The organism is Lysobacter sp. S4-A87, assembly GCF_022637455.1.
GTDB lineage: Bacteria > Pseudomonadota > Gammaproteobacteria > Xanthomonadales > Xanthomonadaceae > Lysobacter_J.
Genome location: NZ_CP093341.1, coordinates 2181969 through 2205622, shown reverse-complemented (window position 1 = coordinate 2205622; position 23654 = coordinate 2181969). Strand labels below are relative to the sequence as shown.

General features: G+C 64.4%; 12 protein-coding genes, 2 tRNA genes, 3 rRNA genes and 1 pseudogene. 10 read left to right on the top strand and 8 right to left on the bottom strand.

The features are described 5' to 3' along the window. Positions 1 to 1464, bottom strand: coding sequence for a M23 family metallopeptidase (locus MNR01_RS09910; protein ID WP_241917651.1), 1464 nt, complete (start codon positions 1462 to 1464; stop codon positions 1 to 3). Positions 1465 to 1658: 194 nt separating this feature from the next. Between MNR01_RS09910 and tyrS the strand changes: the two genes are divergently transcribed. The 6 genes from tyrS (at position 1659) to rrf (ending at position 8769) form a co-directional block, all read left to right on the top strand. Next, on the top strand, positions 1659 to 2885 hold the full coding sequence (gene tyrS, locus MNR01_RS09905) for a tyrosine--tRNA ligase (RefSeq protein WP_241917650.1): 1227 nt from the start codon (positions 1659 to 1661) through the stop codon (positions 2883 to 2885). A gap of 617 nt (positions 2886 to 3502) precedes the next feature. Further along, a 16S ribosomal RNA gene (locus MNR01_RS09900) occupies positions 3503 to 5047 on the top strand. 120 nt (positions 5048 to 5167) lie between these two features. Further along, positions 5168 to 5243 (top strand) — tRNA-Ala (locus MNR01_RS09895). 49 nt (positions 5244 to 5292) lie between these two features. Further along, positions 5293 to 5369 (top strand) — tRNA-Ile (locus MNR01_RS09890). Positions 5370 to 5623: 254 nt separating this feature from the next. Beyond that, positions 5624 to 8490: ribosomal RNA gene (locus MNR01_RS09885) — 23S ribosomal RNA — on the top strand. 164 nt (positions 8491 to 8654) lie between these two features. After that, positions 8655 to 8769 (top strand): 5S ribosomal RNA (gene rrf / locus MNR01_RS09880). Together the 16S, 23S and 5S rRNA genes with 2 tRNA genes alongside form the textbook arrangement of a ribosomal RNA operon. Before the next feature lie 210 nt (positions 8770 to 8979). On the opposite strand, the gene MNR01_RS09875 is transcribed toward rrf, so the two are convergent. The 4 genes from MNR01_RS09875 to MNR01_RS09860 form a co-directional block, all read right to left on the bottom strand. Further along, positions 8980 to 9714 carry a 2OG-Fe dioxygenase family protein gene (locus tag MNR01_RS09875; RefSeq protein WP_241917649.1) on the bottom strand — a complete coding sequence of 245 codons (735 nt, stop codon included), beginning with the start codon at positions 9712 to 9714 and terminating at the stop codon, positions 8980 to 8982. Between the two features lie 68 nt (positions 9715 to 9782). Continuing rightward, entirely contained in the window at positions 9783 to 10181 is a 399-nt protein-coding gene (locus MNR01_RS09870) for an MAPEG family protein (RefSeq protein WP_241917648.1), read from the bottom strand. A gap of 96 nt (positions 10182 to 10277) precedes the next feature. Next, positions 10278 to 12014 carry a M28 family metallopeptidase gene (locus MNR01_RS09865; RefSeq protein ID WP_241917647.1) on the bottom strand — a complete coding sequence of 579 codons (1737 nt, stop codon included), beginning with the start codon at positions 12012 to 12014 and terminating at the stop codon, positions 10278 to 10280. A 184-nt stretch (positions 12015 to 12198) separates the two neighbouring features. Beyond that, positions 12199 to 12855 (bottom strand): hypothetical protein, encoded by a 657-nt coding sequence (locus tag MNR01_RS09860; RefSeq protein WP_241920584.1) that lies wholly within the window; start codon positions 12853 to 12855, stop codon positions 12199 to 12201. Positions 12856 to 13024: 169 nt separating this feature from the next. Between MNR01_RS09860 and gpmI the strand changes: the two genes are divergently transcribed. The 3 genes and pseudogenes from gpmI to MNR01_RS09845 form a co-directional block, all read left to right on the top strand. Further along, complete coding sequence (gpmI, locus tag MNR01_RS09855) at positions 13025 to 14563, top strand: 2,3-bisphosphoglycerate-independent phosphoglycerate mutase (protein WP_305852234.1); 1539 nt, start codon at positions 13025 to 13027, stop codon at positions 14561 to 14563. Between the two features lie 8 nt (positions 14564 to 14571). Further along, positions 14572 to 15813 carry a peptidoglycan DD-metalloendopeptidase family protein gene (locus MNR01_RS09850; protein WP_241917646.1) on the top strand — a complete coding sequence of 414 codons (1242 nt, stop codon included), beginning with the start codon at positions 14572 to 14574 and terminating at the stop codon, positions 15811 to 15813. A 177-nt stretch (positions 15814 to 15990) separates the two neighbouring features. Next, positions 15991 to 17295 (top strand): annotated as a pseudogene (locus MNR01_RS09845) (S41 family peptidase); the annotation flags it as partial. Between the two features lie 87 nt (positions 17296 to 17382). Here MNR01_RS09845 and MNR01_RS09840 read toward each other — a convergent pair. Both MNR01_RS09840 and MNR01_RS09835 read right to left on the bottom strand, forming a co-directional pair. Continuing rightward, positions 17383 to 17703, bottom strand: coding sequence for a DUF1820 family protein (locus tag MNR01_RS09840; protein ID WP_241917645.1), 321 nt, complete (start codon positions 17701 to 17703; stop codon positions 17383 to 17385). Between the two features lie 119 nt (positions 17704 to 17822). Further along, positions 17823 to 18515, bottom strand: a complete 693-nt coding sequence (locus MNR01_RS09835) for a rhomboid family intramembrane serine protease (protein WP_241917644.1) — start codon at positions 18513 to 18515, stop codon at positions 17823 to 17825. Between the two features lie 230 nt (positions 18516 to 18745). Between MNR01_RS09835 and MNR01_RS09830 the strand changes: the two genes are divergently transcribed. Then, on the top strand, positions 18746 to 20092 hold the full coding sequence (locus MNR01_RS09830; RefSeq protein ID WP_241917643.1) for an outer membrane protein transport protein: 1347 nt from the start codon (positions 18746 to 18748) through the stop codon (positions 20090 to 20092). Positions 20093 to 20248: 156 nt separating this feature from the next. Here the strand turns inward: MNR01_RS09830 and putA are convergent, their stop codons facing one another. Next, positions 20249 to 23470 (bottom strand): bifunctional proline dehydrogenase/L-glutamate gamma-semialdehyde dehydrogenase PutA, encoded by a 3222-nt coding sequence (gene putA, locus MNR01_RS09825; protein WP_241917642.1) that lies wholly within the window; start codon positions 23468 to 23470, stop codon positions 20249 to 20251. Positions 23471 to 23654 lie beyond the last annotated feature (184 nt).

The following is a 23654-nucleotide window of genomic DNA, read 5'->3' as shown; positions in this document are numbered from 1 at the left end:
TCAGGCCTTGGTCTTGGCGGGCTTCTTGGCCTTGCCAGGCGCCGCGGTGGGCGCCGGAGCCGGCGCATCCGCGTCGGCGTAGATGATGTTCTCGACCTTCTGGATCCGCGCCAGCGCGACGCTGGTCTGGGTGCGGAACTGGGCCAGCGCGGCACCCGACAGCGGCTCCGGCGGCGGCATGGTGATCGACAGCGGGTTGCGGTGCACGCCGTTGACGCGGAACTCGTAGTGCAGGTGCGGGCCGGTCGACATGCCGGTGGTGCCGACGTAGCCGATCACCGTGCCCTGGGCGATGCGCTGGCCCGGGCGGATCTTGCCGATGCGCGACATGTGGCCATACAGCGTGGTGTAGCCGCGGCCGTGGTCGAGGACGACCGCGTTGCCGTAGCCGCCCATCCAGCCGGCCGTCTTCACCCGTGCGTCGCCGGCGGCCATGATCGGCGTGCCGGTGCGCGCGGCGTAGTCGACGCCCTTGTGCATGCGGGTACGGCCCAGCACCGGGTGCTTGCGGGTGCCGAAGTTGGAGGTCAGGCGCGCATACGGGATCGGCATGCGGATGAAGCTCTTCTTCAACGGGCGGCCGTCGCCGGTGAAGTACTCGGACTTGCCGTTGCGTTCGAAGCGGAAACCGGTGTGCAGCTTGCCGCCGGTGGTGAAGGTCGCCGCCAGCACCGGACCGGTGCGCAGCAGTTCGCCCTCGCGCCAGGTCTGCTCGACCACCACGCTGAAGCGATCGTCGGCGCCGACGTCTTCGTTGAAGTCGATGTCGTACTTGAAGATCTCGTCGGTGAGCGTGTTGATGTTGCTGCCCGACAGGCCCAGCTTGCGGCCCGAGCGGAACAGCGACTTGCCGACCTTGCCGCTGATGACGACGGTACGGCTCTCGGTCGGGCGGACCAGCACCTTCTCGGTGACCTTGTCGCCGGCCAGGCTCAGTTCGACGCGGTGGCTGTCGTCGCGGTCATAGCGGAACGTGCGCAGCTCACCCGGTTGCCCGTTGGCGCCCTGCGGAAGGTCAAAGGCCAGTTCCGTGCCGGGCTTGAGCCGGGTCAGGATCGCCTTGTCGCCCGATTCGTCCAGGATCCGGTGCATCGTCGAGGCCGGAAGATCGAGATCCTCGAACACCGCGCCCAGGGTCTGGCCGCGTTCGACGCGGACGATCTGCCAGCTGTCGCCGTTGTGGCCCTTCAGGCGCGACAGCGGCAGCGGCGGCAAGGCAAGCGCCAGCGAGCTGCGCTGCGTATGCAGCGGCTGTTTGCTGGCAGCGGGACCGAAACCGGGGACAATGGCGGCAACGAGAACGCCGAGCGTTGCAAACAGGCTCGCGTGAGCCCATTGCCGACGCGACCAGCGACCGTTGAAACCATTGGAAGCGCCTGTGGCCAGCACCGGTCGGTGCAGAGCGGCTTCGCGCAGGGCCTTGAGGCGCTCGCGCCGTTCCGTACCGCTATCGTGTGCTGTCATTTGAGGTATCTCGCGCGCTGGTGTGAAGGCCGCGTTGCCGCGTTACCATAGTGACGCGAGAAGTGTGCGTCAAACCCTTGTCCTGAATAGGGTTTTTCATCACAACTCAGTATCCGGATGTTTAACTTCGGTTTAACCCAAATCCATGACGGTGATCGCACTTCGCGTTCACCATTCACCAGCGAGTCCGAGCCTTGTCCCCCCAGTCCCCAGCCTCCGTCCAAGACGCCCTAGACCTGATCGGCCGTGGTGCCGACGAGATCCTCAAGCGCGAGGAGCTGGAAGCCCGCCTCAAGCTGGGCCGGCCCCTGCGGATCAAGGCCGGGTTCGATCCGACCGCCCCGGACCTGCATATCGGCCATACCGTCCTGCTGAACAAGATGCGGCAGTTCCAGGACCTCGGGCACCAGGTCATCTTCCTGATCGGCGACTTCACCGGAATGATCGGCGACCCGACCGGCAAGAACGTCACCCGCAAGCCGCTGACCCGCGAGGACGTGCTGGCCAATGCCCAGACCTACGCCGACCAGGTCTTCAAGGTGCTGGACAAGGACCGCACCGAGGTCCGCTTCAATTCCGAGTGGTTCAGCAAGATGGGCGCGGCGGACATGATCAAGCTGGCCGCCCAGCACACGGTGGCGCGGATGCTCGAGCGCGACGACTTCGCCAAGCGCTATGCGGCCCAGCAGTCGATCGCCATCCATGAATTCCTCTATCCGCTGGTCCAGGGCTACGACTCGGTGGCGCTGCAGGCCGACGTCGAGCTGGGCGGCACCGACCAGAAGTTCAACCTGCTGATGGGCCGCGGCCTGCAGGAGCACCACGGCCAGGCGCCGCAGATCGTCCTGACCATGCCGCTGCTGGAGGGCCTGGACGGCGTCAACAAGATGTCCAAGTCGCTGGGCAACTACATAGGCATCAATGAGCCGGCGATCGACATCGTCACCAAGACGATGAAAATCGACGACGTGCTCATGTGGCGCTGGATCGATCTGCTCAGCTTCGAGATCTCCATGGCCGAAGCCGCGAAGCTTCGTGCCGACATCGAAGGTGGCCAGCTGAATCCGCGCGACCTGAAGATGCGCCTGGCGCGCGAGCTCGCGGTGCGATTCCACGGCGAATCCGCGGCGGAACAAGCCGTGGCGGGCTGGAATGCCGCTGTCCGCGGCGAGGGCGACGTCTCCAGCCTGTCGTTGACCGACGTAGCCGTGCCGGCCGAGGGCATGCGGATTGCCGCGCTTCTTACCGCGGCCGGGCTCACGCCCAGCAATTCAGAGGCGAACCGCAAGCTCAAGGAACGCGCGGTGCGAATCGACGGTGAGGTGATCGAGGATGCGCAGCGCGTGTTCACGCCAGGCTTCGAGGGTGTGCTCGCGGTGGGCAAGCGCACGTTTGCACGCGTGCGGCTGATAGCGGCGTAAGCACGCGATCTTCCTTCTCTGCATGCGGATGCATGCAGAGAAATGCACGCGCAACGCGCTCAATCACCGCCGCATAAAGCGATGAACCCACTCATCGCAAACGTCAACAAAAAATTCGCAAAGAATTTTTCGATCTACCCCTTCCAATGCGCGTTGTGCATGTGCACAATGCGCGCCCCGCCACGGTGAACTTGATCGCGGCGGGACGCGGAAAAGACGGTGTGGTTCGAGGCGGTTGACGGTTCTCGAGCATGCTGTAAGATGCGCGGCCCGGTGGTCCTGGGGCGGTCCGAAAGGACGCTGAACGGACCTTCGGGGAGCGAAAAAAGATTTCGACACGGTGTTGACGGAATCGAAATTCGCTGTAAGATAGTCGGCTCCCTCGGGCACTTTGGTGCGGCGGGGTGAGACGGGAAAGGCGCTGAGGCCGGCCCCGAAGATCTTTGACAGTGTGCGCAGGTAACTTGTGCGGACGTCTGGCTGGTGGATGGTTGTCCATTGAGCAGATGTTCGTACCAAGCAACAACGATTCAAATGCATGCAAATGCAAGCGAGTAATTGGTGCCTGGAACGAGCTTTGCACTCAAAAAATTTGGATCTTCGGATCCATGCAATTTTAAGTGAAGAGTTTGATCCTGGCTCAGAGTGAACGCTGGCGGCAGGCCTAACACATGCAAGTCGAACGGCAGCACAGCAGTAGCAATACTGTGGGTGGCGAGTGGCGGACGGGTGAGGAATGCATCGGAATCTGCCTATTTGTGGGGGATAACGTAGGGAAACTTACGCTAATACCGCATACGTCCTACGGGAGAAAGTGGGGGACCTTCGGGCCTCACGCAGATAGATGAGCCGATGCCGGATTAGCTAGTTGGCGGGGTAAAGGCCCACCAAGGCGACGATCCGTAGCTGGTCTGAGAGGATGATCAGCCACACTGGAACTGAGACACGGTCCAGACTCCTACGGGAGGCAGCAGTGGGGAATATTGGACAATGGGCGCAAGCCTGATCCAGCCATGCCGCGTGTGTGAAGAAGGCCTTCGGGTTGTAAAGCACTTTTGTCCGGAAAGAAAAGCTTCGGGTTAATAACCCGGAGTTATGACGGTACCGGAAGAATAAGCACCGGCTAACTTCGTGCCAGCAGCCGCGGTAATACGAAGGGTGCAAGCGTTACTCGGAATTACTGGGCGTAAAGCGTGCGTAGGTGGTTTGTTAAGTCTGATGTGAAAGCCCTGGGCTCAACCTGGGAACTGCATTGGAAACTGGCTGACTAGAGTGCGGTAGAGGGGTGTGGAATTCCCGGTGTAGCAGTGAAATGCGTAGATATCGGGAGGAACATCTGTGGCGAAGGCGACACCCTGGACCAGCACTGACACTGAGGCACGAAAGCGTGGGGAGCAAACAGGATTAGATACCCTGGTAGTCCACGCCCTAAACGATGCGAACTGGATGTTGGGGGCAACTTGGCCCTCAGTATCGAAGCTAACGCGTTAAGTTCGCCGCCTGGGAAGTACGGTCGCAAGACTGAAACTCAAAGGAATTGACGGGGGCCCGCACAAGCGGTGGAGTATGTGGTTTAATTCGATGCAACGCGAAGAACCTTACCTGGCCTTGACATGCACGGAACTTTCCAGAGATGGATTGGTGCCTTCGGGAACCGTGACACAGGTGCTGCATGGCTGTCGTCAGCTCGTGTCGTGAGATGTTGGGTTAAGTCCCGCAACGAGCGCAACCCTTGTCCTTAGTTGCCAGCACGTAATGGTGGGAACTCTAAGGAGACCGCCGGTGACAAACCGGAGGAAGGTGGGGATGACGTCAAGTCATCATGGCCCTTACGGCCAGGGCTACACACGTACTACAATGGTAGGGACAGAGGGCTGCAAACCCGCGAGGGCGAGCCAATCCCAGAAACCCTATCTCAGTCCGGATTGGAGTCTGCAACTCGACTCCATGAAGTCGGAATCGCTAGTAATCGCAGATCAGCATTGCTGCGGTGAATACGTTCCCGGGCCTTGTACACACCGCCCGTCACACCATGGGAGTTTGTTGCACCAGAAGCAGGTAGCTTAACCTTCGGGAGGGCGCTTGCCACGGTGTGGCCGATGACTGGGGTGAAGTCGTAACAAGGTAGCCGTATCGGAAGGTGCGGCTGGATCACCTCCTTTAGAGACTAAAGACAGCAAATTGCTGGTCGGACGTCCGCACAAGTAACCTGCATTCAGAGTTCCGGGTCGCCCATAGGGGTGGCTGCGGGAGCGTCCCCGGATCCCTCCAGGGAATTCGATGGGGCTTTAGCTCAGCTGGGAGAGCACCTGCTTTGCAAGCAGGGGGTCGTCGGTTCGATCCCGACAAGCTCCACCACCTTGGGCGAAGACCCTTGCCTGGCGATTATGCCGGCGGGAAACACTTTGGGTCTGTAGCTCAGGTGGTTAGAGCGCACCCCTGATAAGGGTGAGGCCGGTGGTTCGAGTCCTCCCAGACCCACCACCGCTAAAGTGGTTCCAGCGAACGAAACTCTGATTGCGCACACATCAAATATTGAAGCAGCTGGGCGTTGAGGCCCATTTGCGTTCTTTGAAAATTGGGAATTGTAGCGAGCGTTTTGAGACGAATTGTGTCCATGACGTGTCGTGAGGCTAAGGCGAGTGTCTTCGGACACTTTATTAATTGAGTCGTTATATTCCAGACCGGGCTTTGTACCCCTGGTCCGAATGTAGCTCCAAGGCAACTTGGGGTTATATGGTCAAGCGAATAAGCGCACACGGTGGATGCCTTGGCGGTCAGAGGCGATGAAGGACGTGGCAGCCTGCGAAAAGTGCGGGGGAGCTGGCAACAAGCATTGATCCCGCAATGTCCGAATGGGGAAACCCACCTCGCAAGAGGTATTGCATGGTGAATAAATAGCCATGCAAGGCAAACCCGGAGAACTGAAATATCTAAGTACCCGGAGGAAAAGAAATCAACCGAGATTCCCTGAGTAGTGACGAGCGAACGGGGACCAGCCCTTAAGTTGATTGAGTTCTAGCAAAACAACCTGGAAAGGTTGGCCATAGACGGTGACAGCCCGGTATGCGAAAGAGCTCTTCCAATGAAATCGAGTAAGGCGGGGCACGAGAAACCCTGTCTGAACATGGGGGGACCATCCTCCAAGGCTAAATACTCCTGACCGACCGATAGTGAACCAGTACCGTGAGGGAAAGGCGAAAAGAACCCTGGTGAAGGGAGTGAAATAGACCCTGAAACCGTGTGCGTACAAGCAGTCGGAGCCCGCAAGGGTGACGGCGTACCTTTTGTATAATGGGTCAGCGACTTACTGTTCGTGGCGAGCTTAACCGTATAGGGGAGGCGAAGGGAAACCGAGTCTGATAAGGGCGCATAGTCGCGGGCAGTAGACCCGAAACCGGGTGATCTAGTCATGCCCAGGGTGAAGGTTGAGTAACATCAACTGGAGGCCCGAACCCACTCCCGTTGCAAAGGTAGGGGATGAGGTGTGATTAGGAGTGAAAAGCTAATCGAACCCGGAGATAGCTGGTTCTCCTCGAAAGCTATTTAGGTAGCGCCTCCTATGAATCTTCCTGGGGGTAGAGCACTGTTATGGCTAGGGGGTCATTGCGACTTACCAAACCATGGCAAACTCCGAATACCAGGACAGAATGTAGGGGAGACACACGGCGGGTGCTAACGTCCGTCGTGAAAAGGGAAACAACCCAGACCCACAGCTAAGGTCCCAAATTCATCGCTAAGTGGAAAACGATGTGGAAAGGCACAGACAGCCAGGAGGTTGGCTTAGAAGCAGCCACCCTTTAAAGAAAGCGTAATAGCTCACTGGTCGAGTCGGTCTGCGCGGAAGATTTAACGGGGCTAAGCGATGAACCGAAGCTTGGGGTGCATAACTTTGGTTATGCGCGGTAGAGGAGCGTTCCGTAAGCCGTTGAAGGTGGATTGAGAAGTCTGCTGGAGGTATCGGAAGTGCGAATGCTGACATGAGTAACGATAATGCGGGTGAAAAGCCCGCACGCCGAAAGCCCAAGGTTTCCTTGCGCAACGTTAATCGACGCAGGGTGAGTCGGCCCCTAAGGCGAGGCAGAAATGCGTAGTCGATGGGAAGCTGGTTAATATTCCAGCACCTCGCGTAAGTGCGATGGAGGGACGGAGAAGGTTAGGTTGGCCGGGCGTTGGTTGTCCCGGTGAGAGAGTTGAGGCGGTTCCCTTTGGCAAATCCGGGGGAGCAACGTTGAGACTAAGGACCAGCCCATCAGGGCGAAGCAACCGATATCACGCTTCCAGGAAAAGCTCCTAAGCTTCAGCTTACGCAGACCGTACCGTAAACCGACACAGGTGGGCAGGATGAGAATTCTAAGGCGCTTGAGAGAACTCGGGTGAAGGAACTAGGCAAAATAGCACCGTAACTTCGGGAGAAGGTGCGCCCTTTCTGGTGAATAGCTGGGAGGGGCCGCAGTGACCAGGCCGCTGCGACTGTTTATCAAAAACACAGCACTCTGCAAACACGAAAGTGGACGTATAGGGTGTGACGCCTGCCCGGTGCCGGAAGGTTAATTGATGGGGTCAGCCGCAAGGCGAAGCTCTTGATCGAAGCCCCGGTAAACGGCGGCCGTAACTATAACGGTCCTAAGGTAGCGAAATTCCTTGTCGGGTAAGTTCCGACCTGCACGAATGGCGTAACGACAGCGGCGCTGTCTCCACCCGAGACTCAGTGAAATTGAAATCGCTGTGAAGATGCAGCGTTCCCGCGGCAAGACGGAAAGACCCCGTGAACCTTTACTATAGCTTTACACTGAACGTTGAGTTCTTCTGTGTAGGATAGGTGGGAGGCTATGAAACCGAGGCGCTAGCTTCGGCGGAGCCAACCTTGAAATACCACCCTGAAGTGCTTGACGTTCTAACCTAGGTCCGTAATCCGGATCGGGGACCGTGTATGGTGGGTAGTTTGACTGGGGCGGTCTCCTCCCAAAGTGTAACGGAGGAGCACGAAGGTACGCTCAGCGCGGTCGGACATCGCGCACTGTGTGCAAAGGCATAAGCGTGCTTGACTGCAAGATCGACGGATCAAGCAGGTACGAAAGTAGGTCTTAGTGATCCGGTGGTTCTGTATGGAAGGGCCATCGCTCAACGGATAAAAGGTACTCCGGGGATAACAGGCTGATACCGCCCAAGAGTTCATATCGACGGCGGTGTTTGGCACCTCGATGTCGGCTCATCACATCCTGGGGCTGTAGTCGGTCCCAAGGGTATGGCTGTTCGCCATTTAAAGTGGTACGCGAGCTGGGTTCAGAACGTCGTGAGACAGTTCGGTCCCTATCTGTCGTGGGCGTTGGAGATTTGAGAGGGGCTGCTCCTAGTACGAGAGGACCGGAGTGGACGAACCTCTGGTGTTCCGGTTGTCACGCCAGTGGCACTGCCGGGTAGCTATGTTCGGAAGCGATAACCGCTGAAAGCATCTAAGCGGGAAGCGCGCCTCAAGATGAGATCTCCCGGGACTTCAAGTCCCCTAAAGGAACCATCAAGACCAGGTGGTTGATAGGCAGGGTGTGTAAGTGCAGCAATGCATTGAGCTAACCTGTACTAATGATCCGTGTGGCTTGACCATATAACCTCAAGTTGCTTTGGCTTCCGACGCGTCGGACACCATTCGCCAAAAACTTGCTACAATTCCCAACCCATTCGCCGACACGGAATACATCCCGTGAAAGCAACCAAACGAGAGCGTGTGCGCGACTCAGTACACCGAGATCCGCGACCCTCCACCCTCTCCCTGGTGATAATAGCTGTGTGGTCCCACCCGATCCCATTCCGAACTCGGAAGTGAAACGCACATGCGCCGATGGTAGTGTGGCTTAAGCCATGCAAGAGTAGGTCATCGCCAGGGGCTTTACCCTAAAACCCCCAGCCGAAAGGTTGGGGGTTTTTCTTTGCGCGTTTGGAAAGTTAATGGTGTGGCCCGGCGTGAAGTTAATCACTGCGCTGCGGGGGATTATCTGGCGCGCGGTGCGGGACGCATGACCCGGGTGCGCTGCGCTTACCCGGGCTACCGACAAGGTTTTCGTAGCCCGGGTAAGCGCAGCGCACCCGGGAGCTTTCAGCCCGCAGCGCGCAACGTCACCACCAGCACGTCGCGATGCGATGGCTGCCCGGGATCCTGTGCCTCCACGGCCGTAACGCCATGGAATACCCGGGAATCGTCGACGAGTGCCGCGTCCATGGTGTGGGTCAGCGTGAAGCTGCCCAGTTCGCGGCCATCGGCGGCGTGGATCGTGGTCGTACCGCTGACGATGTTGTGGCGATCGATCAGCAGGACCAGGACGTAATTCACGCCGTCCCGGTGGACGCCTTCCGGTGTCGGCTGGCCGGGTTCGCCGGGACGGGCCTCGATGCGGAACTGGTGAAGTTCGATATGCCAGGCCGCCACCTCCGGCGACAGCTCGCCGTAGAAATCACGGCAGAACTCGAGGATCGTGCGCAGGCTGTAGCTCTCTGCGATTTCCGGTCGCACCGGTTCGAACCAGCGCTCGATCCCGCCCTGCAGGTTGTTGTAGTCCCGGCTCTGGTAATGCGGCTGGTGCGGTTGGCGCACGATCGCGCCGCTGCTGCCTGCGGCAAACACCGCGTAGCGACGACTGCGGTTGTGGCCGACGCTGGCCAGGTAGGCGTCCGGGGCGAGGTCGTCCCAACTGGCGGCAAAGCGCGCCCAGTCATCGAGCGCATGGCGATGTTCGAAGAGTTCGCGCATGACGCTGCCGGCGACAAAACTGAAGCCGTCGCGCCTGAGCGTTTCGTGCAAGGCGGACAGGGTGGATTCGGCGGGGGTTTGCATGTGGGGGATGACAGGCAAGGCGCGGCGGGGTCGCCGCGCGCGATATCGGAGATGTAGTTTCGAAGTTGTCAGACGGTGATGTTCAACGCTGCCTGGACCAGCAGCCAGATCACGCAGGCGTAGCCGGCGAACCACGCGGCGGTGCGCAGCAAGTGCCGCCCGCTGACATAGAGCAGGCCGTGCAGGATGCGGAAAACGATGAACGCGACCGACAGCGTGCCGATCTGCGCATGCGGCACGCCGGCCAGCTGGGCCATGATCACGCCCGCCGCGAACGGCGCAAACGCCTCGTAACTGTTGAGCTGGGCTGCGCTGGCGCGGAGCGAACGCTGGCTCTGCTGGCGTTCCTGCCAGCGGCGCGGATCGCGGTTGTCGTAGCGCTCGCCGCTGGCCTTGGCGATGGCGACCCACAGGTAGGGCAGGACGGCGGCGATCAGGACACAGACGTAGGCAGTGGCAAGCGTCATGGCATTCCCCGGCTGAACGAGGCGCCAGCGTAGCCGAAAACGACAACGGCGCCCCACTTCGGGGGCGCCGTCGTCGGCCGTGCAACTGCAGGCAGATTACTTCGCCGCAGGCTTCATCAACTTGTCGTGGGCGGCGCGGAAGGCATTGCCCTCATACCAGTTGGGCCACTGATCGTTGCCCGCCAGGGTCTTGCCGACGCCATACAGCGCATCCAGGTCCTGGATGACGCCCTCGAGTTTCCAGGTCGGGTCGTACTGGTCGCCGGGCTTGTGATAGCGGTTGTCGCGATAGTCGACCTGCGCCTTCTGCCCGGCCTCCGTGCCGCCGTCGACCAGGTCGTCGCCGCCCCTGGCATACAGCGCGGGCACGCCTGCCTTGGCGAAGTTGAAATGATCTGAGCGGAAGTAGAAGCCGTCTTCCGGCGTGGCTTCGGCATGCAGCACTCGCTGCTGCCCGTCGGTGACGGTCTTGAGGATGTCCTCGAGTTCGGAGCTGCCGAAACCGACCACGGTCATGTCGCGCGACTTGCCGATCACCGGCATGGCGTCGAGGTTGATCACCGCCACGGTCTTGTCGAGCGGCACGGTCGGGTGGGCAACGTAGTACTTGGAGCCAAGCAGGCCGGACTCTTCCAGCGTCACGGCCAGGAACAGCAGCGAGCGATCCGGCGGAGGCTGCTGCTTGCTGAAGGCTTCGGCGATCTCGAGGATGCCGGCCACGCCCGTCGCATTGTCGATCGCGCCGTTGTAGATGTTGTCGCTGCCGGCCGGTGTGGCCTCGCCGTGGCCTTCGTGGCCATGGTTGCCCAGGTGGTCCCAGTGCGCCATGTAGACGATGGACTCGTCCGGACGCGTGGCGCCGGGCAGGCGTGCGACCACGTTGCGCGAGGACTTCTCGCTGATCGTGCTCTTCAGGTCGACCGACAGCTTCGCCTGCAGCGCGATGGCCTTGAACCCGGGCTTGCCGGACGCCTTGTAAAGCTCGTCCAGGTTCTGCCCGAGCGAGGACAGCAGGGTGCGCGCGACGTCGCCGGTGATCCAGCCCTGCACCGGCAGGCGCGGCTCCGGATCGTCCTTGGCCGGCAGGTCGAACTGCGCGCCCGACCAGGAATTCTTCACCACGTCCCAGCCATAGGAGGCGCCATCGCTGTCGTGGATGATCAGCGCCGCTGCAGCACCCTGGCGTGCGGCTTCCTCGAACTTGTAGGTCCAGCGGCCGTAGTAGGTCATCCGCTTGCCTTCGAACAGCTTCGGATCCTGGCCGTGGAATCCGGGGTCGTTGACGAACATCACCACCGTCTTGCCCTTCACGTCGACGCCGGCGTAGTCGTTCCACTTCTGCTCGGGGGCGTTGACGCCGTAGCCGACGAACACCAGGTCGCTGCCGTCGACCTTGACCTCGTTCTTGCCGGTGCGGGTGCCGACCACCATGTCGCTGCCGAACTTGAGCTCGCGCGGCTGGCCCTTGACGTCGAGCTTGAGCACCGTGCCCTCGCTGGCGACGGTTTCCACCATCGGCACGGTCTGCACGTAGCTGTCGCCGTTGCCGGGCTGCAGGCCCATGCGCTTGAACTGCGCTTCCAGGTAGGCGACGGTCTTGTCCTCGCCGGCGCTGCCGGGTGCGCGGCCTTCGTATTCGTCCGATGCCAGCGTCTTCACGTGCTCGGCAAAGTCGGCGGCGTTGATCGTGTCGCCGAAGGGATGGCGGTTGCCGGGGTCGGCGGGAGCGGGGGACGGTGCGGCCGCCGTCGGCGCATCGGCCTCCGGCTTGGAGCAGGCCGCCAGCGCGAGCGTGCCGACGATGGCGGCGGTGAGCAGGGAAATGCGGGACATGGGACCTCCGGAATGGACCAGCCGCACCGGCCTGGCGGCGGGTGCGGATTTCCATTCTAGGCCCCGGATCCGCGACCACGACGTGCCGGATCCGACAGTTTGTCGCGCCATCCCGGCCCTGCCAGTGTCCCGGGCGAGTGAGGGACCCGCTTCGCAGGTCCCCTGGCTCCGGGACGACAGGGACTTACTCCGGCGGCAGGGTGCCGTCGTAGCGCACGGCGGTGGCACCGGTGATGGCGCCGGTCCTGGCGGTGTTGTGCACGTACAGGGTGACCTTGCGTTCGAACACCAGTGGGCCATCGACCACGGCGTTGGGTCCGATGATCACCTTCGGGTCACGCTTGTTCATCGAGAACCAGCTCTGGCTCGGCTTGGAGTAATGGATGCGACCCTTCACGTGCGAGTCGACGCCGACGGTGAGGTCGCCGTTGACGGTGGTGATGTCGCCGCCGACATCGGTGTCGACCAGGCCGATGGAGCCGTTGACGGTTTCGATGCCGCCGCGGACCTCGCCACTGCGATCGACGAAGACGCCGCCGTTGACCGTTTCAAGGCGACCGTCCAGGCGCGACTTCTCGCCGACGCGGATGCTGCCGTTGACCGTCTCCAGGCCGCCGGCCTGGACGTTCTCGGCGGCGCGGATGCTGCCGTTGACGGTTTCGGCGTCACCGGTGCGGGCACCCGCGCCAATGGTGATGCTGCCGTTGACGGTCTCGAGATTGCCGGCCTGCTGGCCGGCATCGACCGTGATGCTGCCGTTGACCTTCTCGATGTCCTGGGCGGCGAAGGCCGCAGGAGCGGACAGGGCGAGGGCGAGGGGGAGTACGACTACTGGGCTGATGCGCATCGTTCGGGATTCCGTATTGGGACAGGCTTCAATGCAGGAGATGCGGTGAGGGCGGCTTCGGTTTACGCCGCTTCGCTACAATCGCAGCCAGCGCCGGCCCAGGCCCGTGCCCGAAGTCACTCCGCGTAGAGTCCCACCCTTTACCGACCAGGGAAATCCCGACGTGTCAGCCTCCCCCGTGCGCCCCAAACCCGTTGTCCTGCTCATCCTCGACGGCTGGGGCCACCGCGAAGACCCGACCGACAATGCCCTGGCCCAGGCCACCCTGCCCAACTGGCACGCGCTGCTGGCCAGCGCCCCGCACACCCTGATCCACACCGAGGGCCGCCACGTCGGCCTGCCGGACGGGCAGATGGGCAATTCCGAGGTCGGCCACATGAACCTGGGCGCCGGCCGGATCGTCTACCAGGACCTGACCCGCGTCGACGCCGCGATCGAGGACGGCAGCTTCTTCGGCAACGAGGAGCTGCGTGCGGCCTGCGCCGCGGCCCAGAACAACGGCGGCACGCTGCACGTGATGGGCCTGCTCTCGCCCGGCGGCGTCCACAGCCACGAGAACCACATCTTCGCCATGCTCGAGCTGGCCCGTCAGGCCGGCGTCGCGAAAGTCGCGGTGCACGCCTTCCTCGACGGTCGCGACATGCCGCCGCGGTCGGCCGAACCCAGCCTCAAGCGCCTGCTCGATGTCTGCCGCAAGCTCGGCAACGCCCATGTCGCCAGCGTCAGCGGCCGCTACTACGCGATGGACCGCGACCAGCGCTGGGACCGCGTGCGCCGCGCCTGGGACGCGATGGTCGAAGCGCGCAGCGAGCACGTCACCACCGGTCCGGTGGAGGCATTGCTGCAGGCTTACGAGCGCGGCGAGAACGACGAGTTCGTCGCCCCCACCGTGATCCAGGGCAGCGCGCCCATGGCCGACGGTGACGCGGTGGTGTTCATGAACTTCCGCGCCGATCGCGCGCGCCAGCTGACCGCTGCGTTTGTCTCGCCGACCTTCGACGGCTTCGCCGCGCGTCGCCCTGCGTTGTCGCGCTTCGTCTGCCTGACCGAGTACGACGCGCGCCTGCCGGCACCGGTCGCATTCGGTCCGGACGATCTGCGCAACACCCTGGGGGAAGTGCTGGCCGCCAACGGCCTCAGGCAGCTGCGTATCGCCGAGACCGAAAAGTACGCGCACGTGACCTTCTTCTTCAGCGGTGGCCGCGAGGACCCCTATGAAGGCGAGACCCGCATCCTCGTGCCCAGCCCGAAGGTCGCCACCTATGACCTGCAGCCGGAAATGAGCTGCCCCGAGGTCACCGCCAGGTTGACCGCGGCGATCCGTTCGGGCGACATCGATGTCGCCATCTGCAACATCGCCAATCCCGACATGGTCGGTCATACCGGCGATATTGCCGCCGCGATCAAGGCTGCCGAGGCGGTCGACATCGCCATCGGTGCGATCACCCAGGCGGTGCGCGACACCGGCGGCGCGCTGCTGGTCACCGCCGACCACGGCAACCTGGAAATGATGCGGGACGCCTCCACGGGCCAACCGCACACCGCCCACACCGTCGGCCCGGTTCCGTTCGTGTATGTCGGCCCGCGTGCAGCGACGCTGCGCGGCGGCGGCGCCCTGCGCGATGTCGCGCCGACCATCCTCGACCTGCTCGGACTGCCGCAACCGGCGGAAATGAGCGGCACGAGCCTGCTGGCGGGCTGACCGCAACGATGCCGACCTCCCCGACGATGCGACTGCTGCGTGCGTTCGCCATCGTTGCCTTCGGCCTCGCCACCCTAGTGGCGACGCCGGCGGGTGCGCAGAGCAGCCGCGAGGCCGAGCGCAAGCTGGAGAAGATCCAGCGCGAGTTGAAGTCGGTCGCCGACGAGCGTCGCAAGATCGAGGACCAGCGCGGCGACGCTTCGCGCAAACTGCGTGCGGCCGACGAAAAGGTGGGCCAGTCCAACCGCCGCCTGCGCGAGATCGAGACGCGCCTGGCACGCGAGCAGTCATCGCTGCAGCAACTGCAGCAGCAGCGCGAAACGCTGCAAGCGCGGATGACGGCGCAGCGCCAGGAGCTGGCGCAGCTGCTTCGCGGCGCGTACCTGCAGGGCCAGGACGCGCCGCTCAAATTGCTGTTGGCGCAGGACAGCGTCGCCGAGGGCAGTCGCACCCTGGCCTACTACGGCTATCTGCAACGCGACCGCACCCGCCGCATCGCCGAGCTGAGCACGCAGCTCAAGGAGCTCGACACGCTCGAGGCGCAGATCGTGCAGCGGCGCAGCGAGCTCGACAGCACGCGCCAGCAGCAGCGCAGCCAGCTGGGCGACCTGCAGTCCGATCGCAAGGAACGCGCGGCGCTGGTGGCCTCGCTCGACCAGCGCTACAAGGACCGCAGCTCGCGCGAACGCGCGCTCGGCCGCGATGCCAAGGGCCTGGAACAGCTGTTGAAGAAGCTTCGCGTCGCCGCGGCCCGCGCCGAGGCGCAACGGCGCGCCGCCGCCGAACGCGCCGCGCGCGAGGAAGCACGACGCAGCGGCGGCGAGACCGCGCCGCGCAAGCCGGTGGTGGTGGCCAGCGCGCCGGCGCCCCAGGTGGGCGGACTCGGCTGGCCGGTGTCGGGCGCGCTGCTGGCCGGGTTCGGCGCCACCATGCCCGACGGGCGCGGCAGCGACGGCCTGCTGATCGCCGCCAGCGCCGGCACGCCGGTCAAGGCCGTCGCCGACGGCAGCGTCGTTTACGCCGAATGGATGACCGGCTACGGCCTGCTGCTCATCGTCGACCACGGCAACGGCTACATGAGCCTGTATGCGCACAACGATGCCCTGCTCAAGGACGTCGGTGCCAGCGTCAAGCGCGGCGATACCGTGGCCACGGTCGGCAACTCCGGCGGCCAGGGGCGGCCGGCGCTGTACTTCGAGTTGCGCCGGAATGGCGCGCCGGTGAACCCGGGCACCTGGTTGCGGCGCTGACGGCTGAATGCACCTGCGCCGCCGGTCTGGTGGATTAACGAAAGCCTTCCATTGCCCGCCGCCAACGTGTCCATAATCGCAGGCAGCCGTGGTCCTCCCAGCGAAGGTCCACGCCGCCGAACAAACACGCTGTCGAACATGATGTCCTGTCCGTCGCACCGTCCCGGAGTTTCGTGCATGTCCCTGCGCCACCTGGTCCTGGTTCCGCTTGCCCTGGCCGTTGCGGTCGCGTTGCCGGCTGCGGCGCAGGAGACTCCGCCTGACGCCACCGACGCCGCGCAGGCGCCGATCGAATCGCCCGACGCCGAGACCACCGACTCCAAGGTCCCGCTGGAAGAGATCCGTCGCTACGTGTCGGTCTACAACGCGGTCAAGCAGGCCTATGTCGAACCGGTCGGCGACGACAAGCTGATGCACTCGGCGATCCGCGGCCTGCTGTTCGACCTCGACCCGCACAGCGTCTACCTCGACAAGGACGACGCGGAGAGTTTCGAGGAGCAGTCGCGCGGCGCGTATGACGGCGTCGGTGTCGAACTGATGCGCCAGCCCGACGGCAGCCTGCGGGTGATCGCCCCCATCGACGAAACACCCGCGGCGCGCGCCGGCATCAAGGCCGGCGACGTGATCACCGCGATCGACGGCAAACCGTTCAAGCCCGACGAAGGCGACAACTCCGGTCCGCTGCGCGGTGCCGCCGGCAGCAAGGTCACCTTGACGATCGTGCGTGAGGGCAAGGACAAGCCGTTCGATGTGACCATCCAGCGCGAGACCATCCGCATCGCCAGCGTGCGCAGCAAGATGCTCGAGCCGGGCTACGGCTACATCCGCATCAGCGCGTTCCAGGCCGACACCGCGGCCGACTTCGAAACGAAGATTGAAGCCCTCAAGGCCCAGGCTGGCGGCAAGTTGCGCGGCCTGGTCATCGACTTGCGCAGCAATCCCGGTGGCCTGCTGACTTCGGCGGTGCAGATCGCCGACGACCTGCTCGACAAGGGCAAGATCGTCAGCACGCGTGGGCGCATCGCCATCAGCGATGCCGAATTCTCCGCCACGCCGGGCGACCGCCTCGCCGGCGCGCCGCTGGTGGTGCTGGTCGACGCCGGTTCGGCCAGCGCCGCGGAAGTGCTGGCCGGCGCGCTGCGCGACAACGGTCGTGCGCGCATCGTCGGCAGCCGCACCTTCGGCAAGGGCTCGGTGCAGACCGTGCTGCCGCTGGACAACGGCGACTCGGTCAAGCTGACCACCGCGCGCTATTACACGCCCAGCGGCAAGTCGATCCAGGCACTGGGGATCACGCCCGACGTGGTCCTGCATCCGGCCAAGGACGACGACAAGAGCGTGCGCAACATCAGCGAGGCGAGCCTGCCGGGGCACCTGCGTGGCGACGAGGAAGAGGCCGACGGCCAGCCCGGCGACAACGCCGGCGACGTGCTCGATGGCGATGCGCCGATCACGGCGGCGCTGATCGAACTGAAGAAGCCGGTGGCGAGCAACGCCAAGCCGGCGGCGAAGCAGTAACCGCGATTACAGACGGTTCTGCAGGAGCCCGGGTGGCTCCTGCATCGCCAATCAGCGCGGCTTTGCCGGCAGCGGAAACGGCGTGACCACTTTCTCGCCGGTGGTCGCATCGCGGATCGCCGACTGGCCTTTGCGCTCGACTTCCTCGATCCGGACGATGCTGTGCATCGGCAGGTGCAGCACGCGGGTGTTGCCGAACTCGTCGCGCAGCCGCTCCTCGGTCGGATCGATCACCACGCCCTCGTGGACATCGAACACCAGCTCACCGACTTCGGTGAAACCCCACAGCGCACCGGACCCGACGTGACGGGCATACAGCTCGTACACCTTGCCGGCGTTGAGGAAGGTCACCTTGTAGAGGGGCTTGGCCATGGCGCAGGGAATGTCCGACGTTGGGGTCCGCGGCGATTCGACGCAGCAGTAGCCCAGACAATGGGGCGGGAACCGTGTCTTCTCAAGTTTGAGCGACAGGCCTGACGAGGCTGTCTTGCTTACAGTCCGCGCTTTCTGCGCAGGCGCCTGGCGATGCCGGCGCGCGCGATCAGTGCGAACACGCCGCCGAAGGCGAAGCCGGCCAGGTGCGCCGACCAGGCCACGGCACCAAAGGCCGGGCCGATGAAGGTGAAGAGCAGCTGCAGCAGCGCCCACACGCCGATCAGCAGGGGCGCCGGCACCTTCACGAACTGCAGGAACAGGCCCAGCGGCACCACCACGCCGAGCTTGGCGCTCGGAAACAGGGCCAGGTAGGCGCCGATCAGGGCCGACACCGCGCCGCTGGCGCCGATGATCAGCCGATCCGGGGTGGCGATGGCGATCACCGCCGCGAGGTTGGCCACCGCGCCGCCCAGCAGGAACAGCATCAGCAGCCGCCACGGCCCCATCGCCCGCTCAGCCGGCAGGCCGAAGATCAGCAGGAACACCAGATTGCCCAGCAGGTGGGCCCAGTCGGCATGCAGGAACAGGGCGGTGAACAGGCGAAGCGCGGCGCCGGTGCGCAGTGAGGTCCACCACTCATCGGGCGAAGCCAGCCCGCCGGACAGGGCGCCCCATTCCAGCAGCAGGCGTCTCTGATCGGAGTCCGGCAGCAGCTCGACCCCGATAAAGCACAGCCACAGGACGCTGAACAGGGCTGGCGTGGCCCAGCGAAGCGGGGTGCGCTCGCGGGTCGGGATCGAGACGAACACCGGTCAGGTCTCCCGGCCCGGAAAGGGCAGGACAGGCCGGGTTTGGAGGTGCGTGCAAGTGCGGACGGGCATGCCGGCTATTGTTAGCTTCGGGTTAACTGCCGCGCTATAGTGCATACGGCGTCGTACGTCGGGAGGGGTTTCCGGCGCGCATCTGGCGCCCGAATCGGCCGGGTGCCAAGGCAATGACGGCCGCGGAAGACATAAATACTCCAATGGAGACTACACGCATGCAACACGTTCACCGCTTCACCCGCCTGTCGGCGCTGGCTCTGGGCATCACCGGCGCACTGGCAATCGGTCAGGTTCACGCTTCTGCGTTCCAGATCAAGGAAAACAGCGTCAAGGCACAGGGCCGCTCGTTCGCGGGTTCGGCCATCGCCCCGGGCGATGTCTCGGTTGTCTCCAACAACCCGGCCGCCATGGCGCAGTTCGAAGGCACCTCTTTCCAGGCTGACGTCACCGTGATCGACCTCGGGTTCGAGTTCGACGGCGGCGGCTACGATGCCCTCGGTCGTCCGATCACCGGCGGTGACGGCGGCGACGCCGGCGACGTGATCCCGGTCCCGTCGATGGCCTTCATCCACAAGTTCGACAACGGCATTGCCCTTGGCGCCCAGGTGGATGCACCGTTCGGCCTGAAGACCGAATACGAAGCTGGCTGGGTTGGCCGTTACTACGCCGACAAGTCGGACCTCAAGACCGTCGACCTGACCCTGTCGGCTGCCCTGGACATCATTCCGGACAAGTTCTCGGTCGGCCTGGGCCTGATCTACGAGCGCGCCGACGTGACCCTGTCGAAGTCCGTCGATTTCGGCAGCCTGCTGTTCGCCAACCCGGCGACCCGTCCGCTGCCGTTCGCACGTCCGCAGGCTGCTGACGGCCATGCAGAGATCGAAGGCGACGACACCGGCATGGGCTGGCTGGTCGGCGCCACGCTGCGCCCGACCGACAAGCTCGGCATCGGCCTCTCGTACCGTTCGGAAATCGACCACGACATCAGCGGCACCGTCGACTGGACCGTGCCGGGCAATGTGCAGGCCGTGCTGGGTGCGAGCCCGACGACCCGTCCGCTGTTCCAGGACGGTGGCGCCGGTGCCAAGCTGACCACGCCGTCGGTCACGACCGTTTCGGTGTCGTACCAGTTCACCGACCGCTTCGTGTTGCTGGCCGATTACTCGGAGACCGGCTGGGAGTCGCTGCAGCAGATCAACATCGACTTCGTCAACCCGGATCCGAACTCGGTTGAGCAGTTCCGCTGGCAGGACACGCGCTTCTATTCGCTGGGTGGCGAGTACAAGTTCAACGATGCCTGGACCTTCCGCGCCGGTTGGGCCTACGACGAGACGCCGACCACGTTCGCCACGCGCACGCCGCGCCTGCCGGACGAGGACCGCACCTGGTACTCGGTCGGTGCCAGCTGGATGGCCACGCAGAACCTCGAGGTCAACTTCGCTTACACCTACCTCGACGTGAGCAACCCGCAGATCGGTCTGACCGAGGGTGGTCACACGCTGTTCGGCGAGTATGACGCGACGATCAACCTGTACGGCGTTTCGGCCAAGTACAACTTCTGATCGAGCGGTTCATTGCCGCATGAAAAAGCCCCGCTTCGGCGGGGCTTTTTTTTCGCCCTTCTTCCGCTTAACGGCGCCATGGGCCCAACGCGTAGCCCGGGTAAGCGAAGCGCACCCGGGGACGACGCAGGACCGCAGAACGAAGCCCGAGGTGTATCAGTCGCCCAGCGTCAGCAGCGACGCATTGCCACCCGCTGCCGTCGTATTCACGGTGATGGTCTTCTCGGTCGTGAATCGCGGCAGGTAGTGCGGGCCGCCGGCCTTGGGGCCGGTGCCGGACAGGTTCTGGCCGCCGAAGGGCTGCACGCCGACGACCGCGCCGATCTGGTTGCGGTTGACGTAGCAGTTGCCCACCTTCACCCGCGCGCTGATCTTCTCGATGGTCTCGTCGATGCGCGAGTGGATGCCCAGGGTCAGGCCGTAACCGGTGGCGTTGATCGCATCGATCACCGCGTCGAGCTGGTCGGCCTTCCAGCGGATCACGTGCAGCACCGGACCGAAGACCTCCTTGTGCAACTGGTCCAGCGACTTGAGCGCATACGCACGCGGAGCGAAGAAGCTGCCGTGCGCGGCGTCGGCGTCGACGGCCACTTCACCGATCTTCGTCGCTTCCACGTCCATGCGCGCGGCATGGTCGACCAGCATCTTCAGCGCGTCCTCGTCGATCACCGGGCCGACGTCGGTCGACAGCAGGCCCGGGTCGCCGACCTTCAGCTCGGCCATCGCACCGGCCAGCATCGAGGTCACCTTGTCGGCGATGTCGTCCTGCACGAACAGCACGCGCGCGGCCGAGCAGCGCTGGCCGGCCGAGGTGAAGGCCGAGCCGATCGCATCCTTGACCACCTGCTCCGGCAGCGACGACGAGTCGGCGATCAGCGCGTTCTGGCCGCCGGTCTCGGCGATCAGCACGCCGATCGCGGCGTCGCGCGCGGCCAGGGCGCGGTTGATCGCGCGCGCGGTGTCGGTCGAGCCGGTGAAGGCGACGCCGGCGATGCGCGGATCGCGCGTGAGCGCGGCGCCAACGGTCGCGCCGTCGCCGGGCAGGAACTGCAGCACGGCCTCGGGGATGCCGGCTTCGTGCAGCAGCTTCACCGCGTAATAGCCAATCAGGTTGGTCTGCTCGGCAGGCTTGGCGATGACGGCGTTGCCGGCGGCGAGCGCGGCGGCAATCTGGCCGGCGAAGATCGCCAGCGGGAAGTTCCACGGGCTGATGCAGACGAACACGCCGCGGCCGGACAGCTGCAGCGTGTTGGACTCGCCAGTCGGGCCCGGCAGCGCTTCGACCGCGAACAGCTTGCGCGCCTGGCCACCGTAGTAGCGCAGGAAGTCGACTGCCTCGCGCACTTCGGCGACGCCGTCGGGCAGGGTCTTGCCGGCTTCCTTGGTGCACAGCGCCAGGTACTGCGGCATGCGCTGCTCGAGCAGGTCGGCGGCGTATTCGAGGATCGTGGCGCGGCTGGCGGCCGGCATGGTGTTCCAGGCGTCCTGTGCGGCGACGGCATTCTTCAGCGCCAGCTCGACCGTGGCGGCATCGGCCGCCTGCCACTGGCCGACGGTCTCGCGACGGTCGGCGGGATTGGTCACGGCGATGCTGGCGCCGCCGATGGTCGCGCCCGGCACGAGCGGGGTCGCGCGCCAGTCACTGCGGGTGGCCTGGTTGACCTGCTCGGCGAGTGCGCGCAGCTGGTCGTCGTTGGCGAAGTTGATGCCCATGGAATTGGTCCTGTCGATGCCGTAGCTGCGGTACAGATCGACCGGCTGCGGGATGCGCGGGTGCGCGATGGATTCGAATGCGGAAACGGTGGCGACCGGATCGTGGATGAGGTCATCGATGGCGATGGCCTCGTCGGTGATGCGGTTGACGAAGCTGGAGTTGGCGCCGTTCTCGAGCAGGCGGCGCACCAGGTACGGCAGCAGGTCTTCGTGGCTGCCAACCGGCGCGTAGACGCGGCACGGAACATCCAGGCGGTCGGCCGGGATGACTTCGGCGTACAGGTCGTCGCCCATGCCGTGCAGCTTCTGGAACTCGAAGTGTTTCGCGCGCCCCATCGACTTCGCGCGCTGGTGGATCGTGGCGATCGTCTGCGCGTTGTGGGTGGCGAACATCGGATAGATGGCGTCGCCGGCCTCGAGCATGCGGCGCGCGTTGGCCAGGTAGCTGACGTCGGTGTTGGGCTTGCGCGTGAACACCGGGTAGCCGGCCTGGCCGTCGACCTGGGCGCGCTTGACCTCGCTGTCCCAGTACGCGCCCTTGACCAGGCGCACGGGGATGCGGCGACCGTGGCGGCGGGCGAGGTCGGCGATGTACGCGATCACTTCCGGTGCGCGCTTCTGGTAGGCCTGGATGGCCAGGCCGTAGCCTTCCCAGCCGTTGAGCGAGGCATCGGCGTAGGCGCCGGCGATCACGTCCAGCGACATCTCCAGGCGGTCGGCTTCCTCGGCATCGATGGTGAAGCCGATGCCGTACGACTTGGCCAGCTGCGCCAGTTCGAGCACGCGCGGGGTGAGTTCGGCGAACACGCGTTCGCGCTTGGCATGCTCGTAGCGCGGATGCAGCGCCGAGAGCTTGACCGAGATCGAGGGTGCGGCGAACACGTCGGTGCCGACGAAGTTACCGCTCTTGCCGATCGCATGGATCGCATCGCGGTAAGCCTGCAGGTAGCGCAGCGCATCCCTGGTGGTCAGCGCGCCTTCGCCGAGCATGTCGAACGAATAACGGTAGCTCGCATTGGCGCCCTTGACCGAGCGCGCGAGAGCCTCGCCAATCGTCCGGCCCATCACGAACTGGTGGCCCATGATCTTCATCGCCTGGCGCACGGCCAGGCGGATCACCGGCTCGCCGACGCGACCGAGCAGGCGCTTGAAAGCGCCATGCACATCGCGCTTGGTTTCGTCGTTGAGGTCGACCAGGTGGCCGGTGAGCATCAGGCCCCAGGTCGAGGCGTTGACCAGCACCGAGTCGGACTGGCCCATGTGCCGCTTCCAGTCGGCATCGCCGAGCTTGTCGCGGATCAGCTTGTCGGCGGTGTCCTGGTCGGGGATGCGCAGCAGCGCTTCGGCCACGCACATCAGCAGCACGCCTTCCTCGCTGCCCAGGTCGTACTGGCGCATGAAGGCTTCGATCGCGCCCTGGTCCTTGGCGCGGGCGCGTACGCGCTGGACGATGCCGGCGGCGGTGGCCTGGGCGGCGTCGCGCTCGGCGTCGGGCAGGCGCGCGAGCTCGAGCAGTGCGCGCACGTGCCCGGCCTCGTCGCGGACCCAGCCTGCGGTGATCGCGGCACGGGGCGCGGCCGGCGGCGGCGGAAGTTCGGGGCTGAGCAGCACGCGCGGCGGCGGCGGACCGTCGGAGGGGACGGCGGGGGAAGCGTTGATGGTCATCTGGCCCGGGGAGACTGCCGTGGGGAGCCCACTAGTTTAGAGGCTATGCGTGGCGCTGGCCTGTGCGCCGGCGGCCGGGACGGGCTGGCTGGGGTCGAATCTGTGGGTGGCGGCCCCGGGTGCGCTGCGCATACCCGGGCTACGTTGCCTGGCCGGGGTCCGTAGCCCGGGTAAGCGAAGCGCA